This is a genomic window from Dietzia sp. UBA5065 (genome assembly GCA_002415925.1).
GTDB lineage: Bacteria > Actinomycetota > Actinomycetes > Mycobacteriales > Mycobacteriaceae > Dietzia.
Map to the genome: position 1 here is coordinate 1 of DIAZ01000099.1, position 14,657 is coordinate 14,657.

At 72.0% G+C, this 14,657-nt stretch carries 13 protein-coding genes and 1 pseudogene; 8 read left to right on the top strand and 6 right to left on the bottom strand.

Annotated elements, in window-relative coordinates:
- The 6 genes from B4M60_RS07520 to secG all read left to right on the top strand — a co-directional run.
- Positions 1-963, top strand: a 963-nt coding sequence (locus B4M60_RS07520) for a gluconeogenesis factor YvcK family protein (RefSeq protein WP_291081862.1), incomplete at its 5' end; no start/stop codon positions are given.
- 22 nt (positions 964-985) lie between these two features.
- Positions 986-1,969 carry a DNA-binding protein WhiA gene (whiA, locus tag B4M60_RS07525; RefSeq protein ID WP_291081864.1) on the top strand — a complete coding sequence of 328 codons (984 nt, stop codon included), beginning with the start codon at positions 986-988 and terminating at the stop codon, positions 1,967-1,969.
- Positions 1,970-2,115: 146 nt separating this feature from the next.
- Positions 2,116-3,132 carry a type I glyceraldehyde-3-phosphate dehydrogenase gene (gene gap, locus B4M60_RS07530; RefSeq protein ID WP_291081866.1) on the top strand — a complete coding sequence of 339 codons (1,017 nt, stop codon included), beginning with the start codon at positions 2,116-2,118 and terminating at the stop codon, positions 3,130-3,132.
- A 119-nt stretch (positions 3,133-3,251) separates the two neighbouring features.
- Positions 3,252-4,469, top strand: a complete 1,218-nt coding sequence (locus tag B4M60_RS07535) for a phosphoglycerate kinase (protein WP_291081868.1) — start codon at positions 3,252-3,254, stop codon at positions 4,467-4,469.
- A 28-nt stretch (positions 4,470-4,497) separates the two neighbouring features.
- Positions 4,498-5,283: a triose-phosphate isomerase gene (tpiA, locus tag B4M60_RS07540; RefSeq protein WP_291081870.1), complete on the top strand. Its 786-nt coding sequence runs from the start codon at positions 4,498-4,500 to the stop codon at positions 5,281-5,283.
- Between the two features lie 128 nt (positions 5,284-5,411).
- The gene (gene secG, locus B4M60_RS07545) at positions 5,412-5,645 is read left to right on the top strand and encodes a preprotein translocase subunit SecG (RefSeq protein ID WP_291081872.1); all 234 of its coding nucleotides are present in this window, start codon (positions 5,412-5,414) and stop codon (positions 5,643-5,645) included.
- Between the two features lie 12 nt (positions 5,646-5,657).
- Here secG and pgl read toward each other — a convergent pair whose 3' ends face one another.
- Genes pgl through tkt form a run of 5 tightly spaced genes read right to left on the bottom strand, consistent with a single transcriptional unit; the run spans position 5,658 to position 12,133 of the window.
- A complete protein-coding gene (gene pgl, locus B4M60_RS07550; RefSeq protein ID WP_291081874.1) occupies positions 5,658-6,380 on the bottom strand; it encodes a 6-phosphogluconolactonase in 723 nt (240 codons plus the stop codon).
- A gap of 50 nt (positions 6,381-6,430) precedes the next feature.
- On the bottom strand, positions 6,431-7,351 hold the full coding sequence (locus B4M60_RS07555) for a glucose-6-phosphate dehydrogenase assembly protein OpcA (protein WP_349679614.1): 921 nt from the start codon (positions 7,349-7,351) through the stop codon (positions 6,431-6,433).
- Positions 7,348-8,922 carry a glucose-6-phosphate dehydrogenase gene (zwf, locus tag B4M60_RS07560; protein ID WP_291081876.1) on the bottom strand — a complete coding sequence of 525 codons (1,575 nt, stop codon included), beginning with the start codon at positions 8,920-8,922 and terminating at the stop codon, positions 7,348-7,350. The genes B4M60_RS07555 and zwf overlap by 4 nt, the downstream gene beginning before the upstream one ends.
- Positions 8,919-10,025 (bottom strand): transaldolase, encoded by a 1,107-nt coding sequence (tal, locus tag B4M60_RS07565; RefSeq protein WP_291081878.1) that lies wholly within the window; start codon positions 10,023-10,025, stop codon positions 8,919-8,921. Before tal ends, zwf begins: the two co-directional genes overlap by 4 nt.
- Positions 10,022-12,133, bottom strand: a complete 2,112-nt coding sequence (gene tkt, locus B4M60_RS07570; protein ID WP_291081880.1) for a transketolase — start codon at positions 12,131-12,133, stop codon at positions 10,022-10,024. The genes tal and tkt overlap by 4 nt, the downstream gene beginning before the upstream one ends.
- A 157-nt stretch (positions 12,134-12,290) precedes the next feature.
- On the opposite strand from tkt, the gene B4M60_RS07575 reads away from it, so the two are divergent.
- The gene (locus tag B4M60_RS07575) at positions 12,291-13,325 is read left to right on the top strand and encodes a heme o synthase (RefSeq protein ID WP_414646763.1); all 1,035 of its coding nucleotides are present in this window, start codon (positions 12,291-12,293) and stop codon (positions 13,323-13,325) included.
- 19 nt (positions 13,326-13,344) lie between these two features.
- On the opposite strand, the gene B4M60_RS07580 is transcribed toward B4M60_RS07575, so the two are convergent.
- A complete protein-coding gene (locus tag B4M60_RS07580) occupies positions 13,345-14,313 on the bottom strand; it encodes a quinone oxidoreductase family protein (protein WP_291081884.1) in 969 nt (322 codons plus the stop codon).
- A gap of 126 nt (positions 14,314-14,439) precedes the next feature.
- On the opposite strand from B4M60_RS07580, the pseudogene B4M60_RS07585 reads away from it, so the two are divergent.
- Positions 14,440-14,657 (top strand): annotated as a pseudogene (locus tag B4M60_RS07585) (30S ribosomal protein S16); the annotation flags it as partial.

Here is a 14,657-nt window from a genome sequence, read left to right on the forward strand (position 1 = left end):
CCCTCGCTCGTCGCGCTCGGTGGCGGCCACGGACTGTCCGCCACCCTGCGCGCCGGGCGGATCGTCGCCGAGGAGGTCACCGCCGTGGTGACCGTCGCCGACGACGGTGGCTCCTCCGGCCGCCTGCGCCGCGAGCTCGGCATCCTCCCTCCCGGGGACCTGCGGATGGCGCTCTGCGCGCTCGCCGCCGACGACCCCGAGCACGCCCGCCTCACCCGGCTCTTCCAGCACCGGTACGGCGGAACCGGCGCGTTGGCCGGGCACGCGGTGGGCAACCTCGTGTTTGCCGGGTTCTGGGAGATGCTCGGCGACCCCCTGGAGGCCCTCGAGGCGGTCGGGTCGATCCTCGGGGTGACCGGCCGGGTGCTGCCCATGTCCCCGGTCGCGCTCGACATCGCCGCCGAGGTCGTGGGGCTGGAGGCGGACCCCCGGGTGGTCCGGACGATCATCGGCCAGGTCGCCGTCGCGACCACGCCCGGGAGCGTGCGGCGGGTGAGGCTGATCCCCGCCGACCCGCCGGCCGCGGACGGCGTCGTCGAGGCGATCGAGGGCGCGGACATCGTCGTGCTGGGCCCCGGATCGTGGTTCACCAGCGTCATCCCCAACACACTGGTTCCCGAGATCGCGGCGGCGCTCGCGCGCACGGACGCCACCAAGGCCCTGGTGCTCAACCTCGCGCCGCAGCCCGGTGAGACGGCCGGCTTCTCGGCCGAGCAACACCTCCACGTCCTGCGCCAGCACGCCCCGGAGGTCGACTTCGACGTGATCCTGGTGGATCCGAGGATGCCGCTGAGCGCGACGGAACGCGAGCACCTCGACCGCGCCGCCGCCGGGCTCGGAGCGCGCGTCCTGACCGCGGAGATCGCCGAGACCGGACCGGATGGGACCATGAGATCGGTCCACGACCCGGTCCTGCTCGCCGCCGCTCTCGCGGGCGCGGCATCGGCGGGGGCCGTCCGATGACCCCAGAACGAAGGAGCAGGGCGTGTCGCTGACCGCACAGGTCAAGTCCGAACTGGTGAGGGTCCCCGTGGGGAACTCCGAGACCAGGAGGGCGGAGGTCGCCTCCCTCCTCCGGTTCGCGGGGACGCTCCAGGTCCTGTCCGGCCGTCTCGTGATCGAGGCCGAGGTGGATTCGGGTGAGATCGCCGACCGACTGTCCGGAGAACTCGACTCGCTGTTCGCGGTGTCGTGCGAGATCCACCCGATCGGGGGAGCGGACGGGAGGCCGGCGCGCAAGTTCGTGCTCCGCGTGATCGACCGGGGCACCGACCTCACCCGCCAGCTCGGGCTGGTCGACAACGCCGGACGCACGGTCCGGGGGTTGCCGGCGGCGGTCGTGGGTGGATCCGTCGCCGCCGCGGAGGCCGCGTGGCGCGGGGCGTTCCTGGCGCACGGCTCGCTGACCAAGCCCGGTCGGTCGTCGGCGCTGGAGCTCACCGCTCCCGGAGCCGAGGCGGCGATGGCGCTGGTCGGGGCGGCTCGCCGTCTGGGAGTCACCGCCAAGGCCCGCGAGGTCCGCGGCGGCGACCGCGTGGTGATCCGCGACTCGGAGGCGATCGGCGTCCTCCTGGCCCGGATGGGTGCCACCGCGACCAGGGACATCTGGGAGGAACGCCGCTCCCGGGGTGAGGTCCGCGCCACGGCCAACCGGCTCGCCAACTTCGACGACGCCAACCTCCGGAGGTCGGCGCGGGCGGCGGTCGCCGCCGCGGCCCGCGTGCAGCGCGCCCTGGAGATCCTCGCGGAGGACGTCCCGGACCACCTGCTGGCGGCCGGCGAGCTTCGCGTGGAGCACCGGCAGTCCTCCCTGGAGGAGCTCGGCCAGCTCGCGGACCCGCCCATGACCAAGGACGCGGTGGCCGGGCGTATCCGGCGGCTGCTGTCGATGGCCGACCGCAAGGCCGCCGAACTGGGCATCCCGGACACCGAGTCCGTGGTGACGGAGGACATGCTCGACGACAACTGACCCGGGCCCCGCGGACCCTGCACGCGCTCCACGGCCGGCGGGTAGTCTGAGTCACGTCCCCGGGCCCCATCCGGCCGTCGGGGCTCCACAGCTCGCACCACCGACCTCGCACCACCCACCTCGCATCACCAACAAGGAGACATCACGTGACCGTGCGCGTAGGCATCAACGGATTCGGACGTATCGGCCGCAACTTCTACCGCGCGGTGGAGGCCCTCAAGGCCGAGGGCAAGACGGATATCGAGATCGTCGCCGTCAACGACCTCACCACCAACGACATGCTCGCGCATCTCCTCAAGTACGACTCGATCCTCGGTCGCCTGGGTCAGGACGTCACGTTCGACGACTCGTCGCTCACCGTCGGTGGCGTGACGATCGGCGCCCTCGCCGTCAAGGAGGGGCCCGCGTCCGTGCCGTGGGGTGACTACGGCGTCGACGTGGTGGTCGAGTCGACCGGCATCTTCACCGATGCCGAGAAGGCCAAGGGCCACCTCGAGGGTGGCGCCAAGAAGGTCATCATCTCGGCGCCGGCCAAGAACGAGGACATCACGATCGTCATGGGCGTCAACGACCACCAGTACGACGGCTCGCAGACGATCATCTCCAACGCCTCCTGCACCACCAACTGCCTCGCCCCGGTCGCCAAGGTGCTTTCGGACGAGTTCGGGATCGTCAAGGGCCTCATGACCACGATCCACGCGTACACCCAGGACCAGAACCTCCAGGACGCGCCGCACAGCGACATGCGTCGCGCCCGCGCCGCCGGCATCAACATGGTCCCGACCTCCACCGGTGCGGCCAAGGCCGTGGCGCTGGTCCTGCCCGAGCTCAAGGGCAAGTTCGACGGGTACGCCGTCCGCGTCCCGCTGCCCACCGGCTCGCTCACCGACCTCACCGTGGAACTCGAGAAGAAGGCCTCGGTCGAGCAGGTCAACGCGGCCATCAAGGCCGCCGCGGAGGGTCCCATGAAGGGCATCCTCAAGTACACCGAGGACCCCATCGTCTCCTCGGACATCGTCGGCGACCCGCACTCGTCGATCTTCGACGCGCAGCTGACCAAGGCGCTCGACGGCCAGATCAAGATCGCCTCGTGGTACGACAACGAGTGGGGCTACTCCAACCGCCTCGCCGACATCATCGGCCTCGTCGGCAAGTCGCTCTAGGAGCCCTCGGGCCTGACGCGCCACGCACGACAACCGGGCCCGGTCCGGGAACGCCACGCGCGTCCCGGCCGGGCCCGGAGCACATTCCCACCACCGCCTTTCCGACAGGAGTCCACCCCATGGCAGTGAGCACGCTCTCCGACCTGCTCGACGCGGGCGTCGAGGGTCGCAAGATCCTCGTCCGCTGCGATCTCAACGTCCCGCTGGACGGGTCCACCATCACCGACGCGGGCCGGATCACCGCGTCGTTGCCCACCCTCAACGCGTTGCTCGACGCCGGTGCCGCGCTCGTGATCACCGCGCACCTCGGCCGGCCGAAGGGCGGGGTCGACCCGGAGTTCTCGCTGGCCCCCGTCGCCGAGAGGCTCGGCGAGGAGCTCGGGCGCTACGTGCAACTCGCCGGGGACGTCGTGGGGCCCGACGCCCGCGAGCGCGCGAACGGGCTCACCGACGGGGACGTCCTCCTGGTGGAGAACGTCCGGTTCGATCCCAGGGAGACGAGCAAGGACGAGTCCGAGCGCGCGGAGTTCGCGGCCGAACTCGCGGGGCTGGTGGGCGAGGACGGGGCCTTCGTCTCGAACGGTTTCGGTGTGGTGCACCGGGCCCAGGCCTCGGTCTACGACGTCGCGAAGCTGCTCCCCTCCTACGCCGGCGACCTGGTGCAGAGCGAGGTCGAGGTCCTCACGAACCTCACCGGGGACGCGCAGCGGCCCTACGCGGTGGTGCTCGGCGGCTCCAAGGTCTCCGACAAGCTCGCGGTGATCGAGGCCCTCGCGCCCAAGGTCGACACGCTCGTCATCGGGGGCGGGATGTGCTTCACCTTCCTGGCCGCGCAGGGCCACGGCGTCGGCTCCTCGCTCCTGCAGGAGGAGCTGATCGACACCTGCAAGGACCTCCTCGAGAAGTTCGGCGACGTGATCACCCTCCCCGTGGACGTGGTGGTCGCCGACGGGTTCGCCGCCGACGCCCCGCACGAGACGGTGCCGGCCGAGTCGATCCCCGACGGCACGATGGGACTCGACATCGGCCCCGCCTCCGTCGCCCTGTTCGCCGAGAAGCTCACCGTCGCCAAGACCGTGTTCTGGAACGGGCCGATGGGCGTGTTCGAGTTCGAGGCGTTCTCGGCCGGGACCCGGGGGGTCGCGGAGGCGATCATCACCGCCACCAGGGACGGCGCGTTCTCCGTGGTCGGAGGTGGCGACTCCGCCGCGGCGGTCCGCACCCTCGGCCTGGGCGAGGAGAACTTCTCGCACATCTCCACGGGTGGCGGCGCCTCCCTCGAGTACCTCGAGGGCAAGGAACTCCCCGGCGTCACCGCCCTCGAGCGCAGCAACTGATCCGGCACGGCCTACCACAGGAGAGAACATGGCACGCACCCCGCTCATCGCCGGCAACTGGAAGATGAACCTCAACCACCTGGAGGCCATCGCGCTCGTGCAGAAGGTGGCCTTCGCGCTGCCGGAGAAGTACCTGCAGAAGGTGGACGTCGCGTTCATCCCCCCGTTCACCGACATCCGCGGCGTCCAGATCGTGATCGAGGGCGACAAGCTGGGGTTCGCCTACGGCGCGCAGGACGTGTCGGTTCACGACTCCGGCGCGTACACCGGCGAGATCTCCGCGGGAATGCTGGCCAAGCTCGGCTGCACCTACGTGGTGGTCGGACACTCGGAGCGTCGCGAGTACCACGCCGAGACCGACGAGCTGGTCGCGGCCAAGGCCGCGGCGAGCCACAAGCACGGCCTGTCCCCGATCGTGTGCGTGGGCGAGAAGCTCGAGGTGCGCGAGGCGGGTGACCACGTCGAGGTGGTGGTGGAGCAGCTCAAGGGCTCCCTGGCCGGACTGACCCGGGAGCAACTCGCCGCCACCGTGATCGCCTACGAGCCCGTGTGGGCCATCGGCACCGGCAAGACGGCGTCGGCGGCCGATGCCCAGGAGGTGTGCGGAGCGATCCGCTCCGCACTGTCCGACATCGCCGATCCCGAGACGGCCGAGGCCATGCGCGTGCTCTACGGGGGCAGCATGAACGCCTCCAACGTGGGCGAGCTCCTCGCGCAGCCCGACGTGGACGGGGGCCTGGTCGGCGGCGCGTCGCTCAAGCCCGACGAGTTCGCGCAGCTCTCCGCGATCGCCGCCGGCGGCCCGCTGCCCTGACCTCCCACCGCCCGGCGCGTCCGCCCTCACCCGGCCGGGCGCGCCGGGATTCGTCCTGGAGACCCGACCGGGTAGTCTGAACCGGTCGTCCTCCGACCGCCCGACCTGACGTAAGGCCCGATCCACACATGAAGCTCGCCCTGGACATCTTCCTCATCGCCACCAGCCTGCTGTTGATGCTGTTCATCCTGCTGCACCGCGGCAAGGGTGGCGGTCTGTCGTCGCTGTTCGGCGGCGGCGTCCAGTCCAGCCTCTCCGGTTCGAGTGTGGTCGAGCGAAACCTCGACCGCGTGACGGTGGTCATGGCGGTCCTCTGGGTCATCGCGATCGTCGCCGTCGGACTCATGGTCCGCTTCGGCTGACGCCCGCGGGCGTCAGCCCAGCCCGGACGCCGCGCCCTCGTCCAGGTGATAGGTGGTGGACTCGAGGCCCACCGCGCCGGCCACCGGCCAGTCCGTCGGGGTGGCCCCGCGGAGTCCGTGGGCGACCGCCTCCGCCTTGCCCTCGCCGGCGGCCACCACCAGGACGTGCCGTGACCTCCGCACCGCCGGGAGCGTGAAGGTCATCCGCTCCGCGGGCGGTTTGGGGCAGTCCCGCACCCCCACCACCAGGCGGTCCGACTCCGCCACGGCGGGAGTGTCCGGGAAGATCGAATCGATGTGCCCCTCGGGCCCCATGCCGAGGATCGTCACGTCGAAGATCGGGTCGTCCCCGCCCGGGAGCTCCAGCGACTCGAGGAACCGCGCGGCGGCGGCGTCGACGTCGTCGTTCTCCGCGGAGCGGGCCGGCCACCGGCGCACGGTGGGGCGGTCGCCGAGCGCGCCGAGCAGCGCCTCGTCGAGTTGACCGTCGTTGCGATCCGGATGGTCGGCGGCGACGAACCGCTCGTCTCCCAGGAAGATGGTGACCCTGTCCCAGTCCACGTCCGCCCGGGCGAGGGCCGCCGCGGTCGCCACTCCCACCGACCCCCCGGTCAGCGACAGGACTGCCCGCCCCGAGGCGGCGATCCGGTCGGCGAGGTGGTCGGCCGCCTCCCGGGCGGCCGCGCCGGCCAGGACGCCGGCGTCAGGGTGGACGAGGTGACGGATGGGGGGCATCGATACTCCTGAGGGTGGTGGACTCCGGTGGGGTGCGGCGGCGGCCCGGTTCAGCGGACCGAGGCCGACGTGTAGATCACGCGGTCGTGGTGGGCGAGGGCGTCGGCGTAGACGCCGTCGGTGTCCATCCGGCGGAGTTCCTCGGCGAGGCAGTCCGCCACGCTCCGCTTGACCAGCGCCACCCGGGTGGGGGCCTCACCGGTGATCCGCAGCTCGGCGGCGGTGGGGCTGACCTGCTCGAGGACGATCGATCCCGAGGGGCGTTCGAGGACCACCATCCGGGGACCCACCGCCCTCAGGACGTCGATCCCCAGGCGGGAGGCGAGCCAGCCGCCGGCGAGGTCGACGGAGGCCGCGCGCTCGGGCCCACACACCGTGGCGCCGGTGATCGGCTCGTACGGCGGGCGGTCCAGGGTCGCGGCGAGCAGGGAACGCCAGTGGGTGATCCGGGCCCACGCCAGGTCGGTGTCACCGGGGGAGTACCCGGCCGCCCGCTTGGCCAGGGCGTCGGTCGGGTGCCCCTCCGCGTCGGAGTCCACGATCCGGCGCCGCGCCAGGCGCCCCACCCTGTCCTCCGAGAGCAGGGTCGGCGAGTGCCGGGGCCACCACACGGCGAGCGGGGTGTCCGGCAGGAGCAGTGGGGTGATGAGCGAGGCGGACTGGGAGGCCATCGCCCCCGAGGTCCGCAGCACCACGACCTCGGCGGCGCCCGCGTCACCGCCGACCCTGATCTGGCCGTCGAGGCGGTCCGCCCTTGCCCGCCGGCCGCGGATCACCACGATCACCCGGCACGGGTGCTCGCGGCTGGCCTCGTTGGCCGCCTCGATCGCCGACTCGCTCCCGCGGACGTGATCGGTGAGGACGACCAGCGTGAGGACGCGGCCGATGGTGCTGAGCCCGGCCTCCTCGCGGATCTGCACGAGCTTCTTGGCCAGCTCCCGGGTGGAGGTGTCGGGAAGGTCGATGATCATGGTCGCCTCCAGGCGCGGCCGGTGCGGGCCAGGATCTCGTCGGCGCCACGCGGGCCCCACGTGCCGGCCTGATACTGCTCCGGCGTGCCACCCGCCGCCCACTCCTCCAGGACGGGGTCGAGGAGCATCCAGCTCAGCTCCACCTCGCGCGAGACCGGGAACAGCGACGGCTCGCCCAGCAGGACGTCGAGGATGAGGCGCTCGTACGCCTCGGGGGAGGACTCGGTGAATGCCTCGCCGTACGCGAAGTCCATGTTGACGTCCCGGACCTCCATCGCGGTGCCCGGCACCTTGGAGCCGAAGCGCAGCGTGACGCCCTCGTCGGGCTGGACGCGGATGACCAGGGCGTTCTGCCCCAGCTCCTGGGTCATGGTGGCGTCGAACGGCAGGTGCGGGGCCCGCCGGAACACCACGGCGATCTCCGTGACGCGTCGCCCGAGTCGCTTGCCGGTCCGCAGGTAGAAGGGGACCCCGGCCCACCGCCGGTTGTGCACCTCCAGCGTGATGGCGGCGTAGGTCTCGGTGGTGGAGGACGGGTCGTACCCCTCCTCGTCCTTCAGCCCCTCCACCTGCTCCGATCCCTGCCATCCGCCGGAATACTGGCCCCGGGCCGCGGTCTGGGAGATCGGCAGGGCGAGCGAGGTGGACTCGAGGACCTTGGTCTTCTCCGCGCGCAACGCGGCGGCCGAGAAGTCCGTGGGTTCCTCCATGGCCACCAGGGCCATCAGCTGGATGAGGTGGTTCTGGATGACGTCGCGGGCCGCGCCGATCCCGTCGTAGTACCCGGCCCGCCCGCCGAGCCCGATGTCCTCGGCCATGGTGATCTGCACGTGGTCCACGTGGTTGGCGTTCCACACCGGCTCGAAGAGCTGGTTGGCGAAGCGCAGGGCGAGAATGTTCTGGACCGTCTCCTTGCCGAGGTAGTGGTCGATCCGGAAGACGGAGTCCTCCGGGAAGACCGCGCCCACCACCGCGTTGAGCTCGCGGGCACTGGCCAGGTCGTGGCCGAAGGGCTTCTCGATCACCACCCGGCGCCACGAGCCGTCCCTCGACCTGGTGCACCCGGTCCGGTCGAGGTGCCGGCAGACGGTGGGGAAGTCGTCGGGGGGGATCGACAGGTAGAACGCGTAGTTCCCGGCGGTACCCCGTTCCGTCTCCGGCGCGGTCAGCACATCCGCCAGGCGGTCGAAGCCCTCGTCGTCGTCGAAGGTTCCGGTGACGAACCGCAGCCCCGCCGCCAGTTGGTCCCAGACGTCCTCCCGGAACGGCGTCCGGCACCGGTCCCGCGCGTGCTCGCGGGCGAACTCGGCGAACTCGGCGTGGCTCCACCGCCGGCGGCCGAAGCCGATGAGCGAGAACCCCGGCGGGAGCAGGCCGCGGTTGGCGAGGTCGTAGACCGCGGGGATGAGCTTCTTCTTGGACAGGTCGCCGGTCACGCCGAAGATGACGAGGCCGGAGGGTCCGGCGATGCGGGGGAGTCGCCGGTCCCTCGGGTCGCGGAGCGGGTTCGCCCACTCGCCCCGGCCGGTGTCGTCGTCGGCCGGGGCGAGCGGGTTGTCCTGTCCGGTCACGACCCCGACGGGATCTCGTCGATGCGCGCCCTGACCGTGGCGAGCAGGTCGTCCCACGCCGCGACGAACTTCTGCACGCCCTGCCGTTCCAGGAGGGCGAAGACCTCGTCCAGGTCGATCCCTTCCGCCCGCAGCGCCTCCAGGGTGGCGCGGGAGTCGGCCCCGGTGCCCCGGACGGTGTCTCCCTCGAGGACGCCGTGCTCGGCGAACGCCTCGATGGTCGGGAAGGGCATGGTGTTGACCGTGCCGTGCGTGACCAGCCCGCTCACGTACAGGGTGTCGGGGTAGGCGGGATCCTTGACGCCGGTAGAGGCCCACAGCAGGCGCTGGGGGCGCGCGCCCCGCGCGGCGAGCGCACCGAAGCGCCCGCCGGTGTCGTAGACCTCGTCGTAGACGTCCTGGCAGAGGCGCGCGTTGGCCAGGCCCGCCCGGCCGCGCAGGCCGGAGCCGTCGGCCAGGCGGGAGTCGATCTCGGTGTCCAGACGCGAGACGAAGACCGAGGCCACCGAGTGGAGGGAGGCGAGGTCGTGCCCGGCGGCCGCCGCCTTCTCCAGGCCCGCCAGGTAGGCCTGTGCCACCGCCCGGTACTGCTCGGCGGAGAAGACCAGGGTGACGTTGACGTCGATCCCGCGACCGATCACCTCGGTGATGGCCGGCAGGCCGGCCGCGGTGGCGGGGATCTTGATCATGACGTTGGGCCGGTCCACCGCCGCGGCGAGCTCGACGGCCTGGGCCACCGTCCCCTCCGTGTCGTCCGCCAGTCGGGGGTCGACCTCGAGGGAGACGCGACCGTCGACGCCGTCGGTGGCCTCGTAGACACCCGCGAGCACGTCGCAGGCGTCCCGCACGTCCGCGGTGGTGAGCGCCCGGACCACCGAGTCGAGGTCGCGGTCCGCACGGACGGCCTCGGCGAGGGCGGACTCGTAGGCCGACGAGTCGCCCAGCGCGGACTGGAAGATAGCCGGGTTGGTGGTCACCCCGACCACCGAGTAGGCGGACATCCGCTTCTCGAGCTCGCCGGAGACCAGCAGCTGGCGGGACAGGTCGTCGAGCCAGACCGAGACCCCGGCGGCGCTCAGCGCGGCGAGATTGGCGTTGGTCATCGTCCCTCCCCGTTGACGGCCGCGAGTGAGTCGCGGGCTGCGGCGGCGACCGCGTCGCTGGTGATCCCGAATTCGGTGAACAGTGTCTGGTACGGCGCGGACGCCCCGAAGTGCTCCAGCGACACCGCCCGTCCCGCGTCCCCCAGGAACCGGTACCACGGCATCGCGATGCCGGCCTCGACGCTCACCCGGGCCCGGACGGACCGGGGCAGGACCGACTCGCGGTACGCGGCGTCCTGCTGGTCGAAGAACTCGACGCACGGCATGGAGACGACCCGCGTCGGCACGCCCTCGGACTCGAGGACCTCGCGGGCGGCCACGGCGAGGTGGACCTCGGACCCGGTGCCCATGAGGATCACCTCGGGGGTGCCGGTCGACGCCTCCGCCAGGACGTAGCCGCCGCGCTCGACGCCCTCGCGGGCGAGTTCGGACGTTCCCTCCAGCACGGGGACGTCCTGCCTGGTCAGGCACAGCCCCTTGGGGCCGTCGAGGGCGACGAGCATGGCGCGCCACGCGGCGGCCGTCTCGTTGGCGTCGGCCGGGCGGAGGATCGCCAGCCCGGGGATCGCCCGGAGCGCGGCCAGCTGCTCGACCGGCTGGTGCGTGGGGCCGTCCTCGCCGAGCCCGATCGAGTCATGCGTCCACACGTAATACGCGTTGCTGCCCTGGAGCGCGGCGAGCCGCACGGCCGGGCGCATGTACTCGCTGAAGATGAGGAAGGTGCCGCCGTACGGGCGGGTGGGGCCGTGGAGGGCGATGCCGTTGAGGATCGCGCCCATGGCGTGCTCGCGGATGCCGAAGTGCAGGTTCCGGCCGTACGGGGAGGCGGTCCACGTGTCGGTCGAGATGGAGGCGGGGCCGAAGGAGTCGGCGCCCTTGATGGGCGTGTTGTTGGACCCGGCCAGGTCCGCGGAACCGCCCCACAGCTCGGGGAGGGTGGCGGCCAGAGCCTGGATCGCCGAGGCCGAGGCCTTCCGGGTGGCCACGCCCTTGGGATCGGCCTCCCACGTCGGCAGGCCGGCGTCCCAGCCCTCGGGCATCTGCCCCGAGTACAGCCGGTCGAAGAGCGCCTTGGCCTCCGGGTTGGCGTCGGCCCACGCGTGGAACATGTCGCTCCACTGGGCGTGGACACGGGCGCCGCGGTCACGGGCGGTCCGCGTGTGGGCGATCACCTCGGCGTCGACGGTGAACGGCTCCGTGCCGCCCATGCCGAGCGCCTCCTTGACCGCGTCCACCTCCGCCTGTCCGAGGGCCGCGCCGTGCGAGGCGCCGGTGTTCATCATGGTGGGCGCCGGGTAGGCGATCACGGTGCGCAGCACGATGATCGAGGGCTTGTCCGTGACGGCGCGGGCGTCCGCGATCGCCTCCTCGATCGCCGCGATGTCCTCACCACCGTCGACGGTCTGGACGTGCCAGCCGTACGCCTCGTAGCGGGCGGCGACGTCCTCGGAGAAGGCGATCCGGGTGTCGTCCTCGATCGAGATCTCGTTGCTGTCATAGACCGCGATGAGGTTGCCGAGCTGCTGGGTGCCGGCGAGCGACGACGCCTCGGCCGTGACCCCCTCCTGGAGGTCGCCGTCGGAGGCGATCACGTAGATGAAGTGGTCGAACGGGCTCTTGCCGAGCGGGGTCTCCGGGTCGAACAGGCCCCGCTCGTACCGGGCGGCCATCGCCATGCCCACCGCGGAGGCCAGGCCCTGGCCGAGCGGTCCGGTGGTGATCTCCACGCCGTCGGTGTGGTTCCACTCGGGGTGGCCCGGGGTCTTGGACCCCCAGGTGCGCAGGGACCTGAGGTCGTCGAGCTCGAGCCCGAAGCCGGCCAGGTAGAGCTGGACGTACTGGGTGAGGGAGGTGTGCCCACACGAGAGGACGAAGCGGTCACGGCCTACCCACCTGGGGTCGGCGGGGTCGTGGCGCATGACGCGCTGGTAGAGCGTGTAGGCCAGGGGGGCCAGGCTCATGGCCGTTCCCGGGTGACCGCTGCCGCAGTTCTGCACGGCCTCGGCGGCCAGGACGCGCGCGGTGTCGACCGCACGGGTGTCGAGGTCGGTCCAGTCGGACGGGTGGCGTGCAGTGGTGAGCTCGGTGATCTCCGACGCGCTGGTCACTTGTGGTTCTCCCGGGTCGAGGGTGCGGCGCGGATCCGCGCGTATGTCGTGCCCCACCTTAGTGGTCGCGGCCGCTCGGGGTCGGGCGGTCCCCGCCCCCGCTCGTTCGCGGACCTCACGGGCGGGACGTAGTATCTGCTGGGTAGTGCGTTGACATCTGCTGCGAGGAGTTCCGGTGCACGAATCCACCCCGACCCGGAGTGGGGGGCCGTCCGTCTCCCCTCCAGAGTCCTCGGGGCGGCCGGCTCCGGCGAGCGGGCGCGCCCGCGGAGTCGACGTCGTCATGTCGTACATCGCGCTGACCAAGCCGCGCGTCATCGAGTTGCTGCTGGTGGCCGCCATCCCCGCGTTGCTGCAGGCCGACCGCGGCGAGGTCCACCTGTCGCTGGTGCTGCTCACGCTCGTCGGCGGCTGGCTGGGCGCCGCCAGCGCCAACACGCTCAACATGGTGGTCGACGCCGACATCGACAAGGTGATGAAGCGGACGGAGCGCCGCCCGCTGGCCCGTCACGCCGTGAGCACCCGGGCCGCCCTGATCTTCGGCCTGGTCCTGGGGGCGGCGTCGATGCTGTGGCTCGGCCTGCTGGCCCACAGCTGGCTCGCCGCGTTCTTCATCCTGCTCACCATCTGCTTCTACGTGTTCGTCTACACGATGATCCTCAAGCGCCGCACCGCGCAGAACGTGGTGTGGGGCGGCGCGGCCGGGTGCATGCCCGTGCTCGTGTCGTGGGCCGTGATCACCGACAACCTCCCCGGGGATCAGCCCCACAACTGGTGGCAGGCGATCGTCCTGTTCCTCATCATCTTCTTCTGGACTCCGCCCCACACCTGGGCGTTGGCGATGCGGTACAAGGAGGACTACGAGGCCGCCGGCGTGCCCATGCTGCCGGTGGTGATGTCCGCCGAGGGCGTGACGCGCCGCATCACCATCTACACCTGGGTCACGGTCCTATGCACCCTCGCCCTGCTGCCCGCGGCGGGCTGGATCTACGCCGCGGGGGCGCTGGGGTTCGGGGTCTGGTTCATCGTCATGGCCCACCGGCTGGAGGCCGGGGTCCGACGTGGGGTCGAGGTCAAGCCCCTCAAGCTGTTCATCCTGTCGAACAACTACCTCGCCGGCGTCTTTGTGGCGCTGTCGGTCGACGCCGTGCTCGGACTCGAGACCCTCTCGGAGATGTTCTCCCTGTTCTGAGCGTCCGCGTTCCGCCCCGTCAGCGGGTCGGGTCCAGCGTGATCGACCCGGTCGTGGCCCGCGACTGCAGGGCGCGGTGGGCGTCGGCGGCCTCGGAGAGCGCGAAGGTGGCGCCCACGGTCAGTCGGAGGGTCCCGTCGACCAGCGCCCCCATGACCTCCGCCGCGCGGTCGCGGTACTCGTCCGCCGTCGCGATGTAGTCCGCGAGGGTGGGCCGGGTGAGGAACACCGAGCCGGCGGCGTTGAGCCGCTGCGGGTCGACCGGGGGGACGGGCCCGCTGGCGGCCCCGAACAGCACGAGGCTCCCGCGCCGCTCGAGCGAGGCCAGGCTGGTGTCGAAGGTGTCCCGCCCGACGCCGTCGAAGACCGCGGAGACCCCGCCGTCGGACAACTCCCGGACCCGCTCGGCGGTCGCGTCGGGGTAGAGCAGGACGTGATGGGCGCCGAGGCCGCGGCAGAGTCCGGCCTTCTCCTCGGTGGAGGTGGTGGTGATGACGCGGAACCCCCGCGCCACCGCCATCTGGATGAGCAGCTGTCCGACGCCCCCCGCGCCCGCGGTGATCAACACGGTGTCGCCGCCGACCGCGCGGTGGGTGTCGGTGATGAGGTAGTGCGCGGTGAGCCCCTGGAGGAGCATCGACGCCGCCACGGGGTCGTCGACGCCGTCGGGGACGGCGACGAGCGCTTCCGCCGGCGCCACGACGTACTGCGCGTAGGAACCGGGGACCTGGCACCAGGCCACCCGGTCTCCGACGACGAGGCCCCGCGCCTCCGCGCCGACCGCCTCCACCACGCCAGCACCCTCGCTCCCGGGCACGAACGGCAGGTCCCGCGGATAGATGCCCTCGCGGAAATACGTGTCGATGAAGTTCACGCCGATCGCCGTCGTCCGCACGAGCACCTCACCCGGACCAGGTGCGGGCGGGTCGAGCTCGACGGGGACGAGGACCTCTGGTCCACCGTGACGGGAGATCTGGATGGCGCGCATGGGGCCCAGTATCCGCGACCACGCCCGGTCGCGCAGCCCGGCCGGGCGGGCCGGGGTGCGGGCCAGGGTGCGGGCACTCCGGGAGCGGCGGACCGGCCCCGGACGGGGAGGCGATAAGGTACCCCCATGAGCCTGCAGATCCTTTCCCAGTACGCCGGGGGACCGCGAGTCCGGGCGACCGGGTGGCCCGCCATCACCACCAGCGGATCGAGTGCCGCGCCGACGCCCGCGCAGGCGCCCGCCGCCGACGAGGCGGCGCCCGCTGTGGAAGCGAGCCCTGAGGAAGCGCCCGCGGCGGAGAAGCCCGCGGCGCCGGGCGAGACGGCCTCCGCCGCGCCCCCCGC

Coding starts and splice junctions, on each gene's coding strand:
- B4M60_RS07535 (WP_291081868.1), top strand. CDS start 3,252: ATGGCAGTGAGCACGCTCTCCGACCTGCTCGACGCGGGCGTCGAGGGT.
- tpiA (WP_291081870.1), top strand. CDS start 4,498: ATGGCACGCACCCCGCTCATCGCCGGCAACTGGAAGATGAACCTCAAC.
- secG (WP_291081872.1), top strand. CDS start 5,412: ATGAAGCTCGCCCTGGACATCTTCCTCATCGCCACCAGCCTGCTGTTG.
- pgl (WP_291081874.1), bottom strand. CDS start 6,380: ATGCCCCCCATCCGTCACCTCGTCCACCCTGACGCCGGCGTCCTGGCC.
- B4M60_RS07555 (WP_349679614.1), bottom strand. CDS start 7,351: ATGATCATCGACCTTCCCGACACCTCCACCCGGGAGCTGGCCAAGAAG.
- tal (WP_291081878.1), bottom strand. CDS start 10,025: ATGACCAACGCCAATCTCGCCGCGCTGAGCGCCGCCGGGGTCTCGGTC.
- B4M60_RS07580 (WP_291081884.1), bottom strand. CDS start 14,313: ATGCGCGCCATCCAGATCTCCCGTCACGGTGGACCAGAGGTCCTCGTC.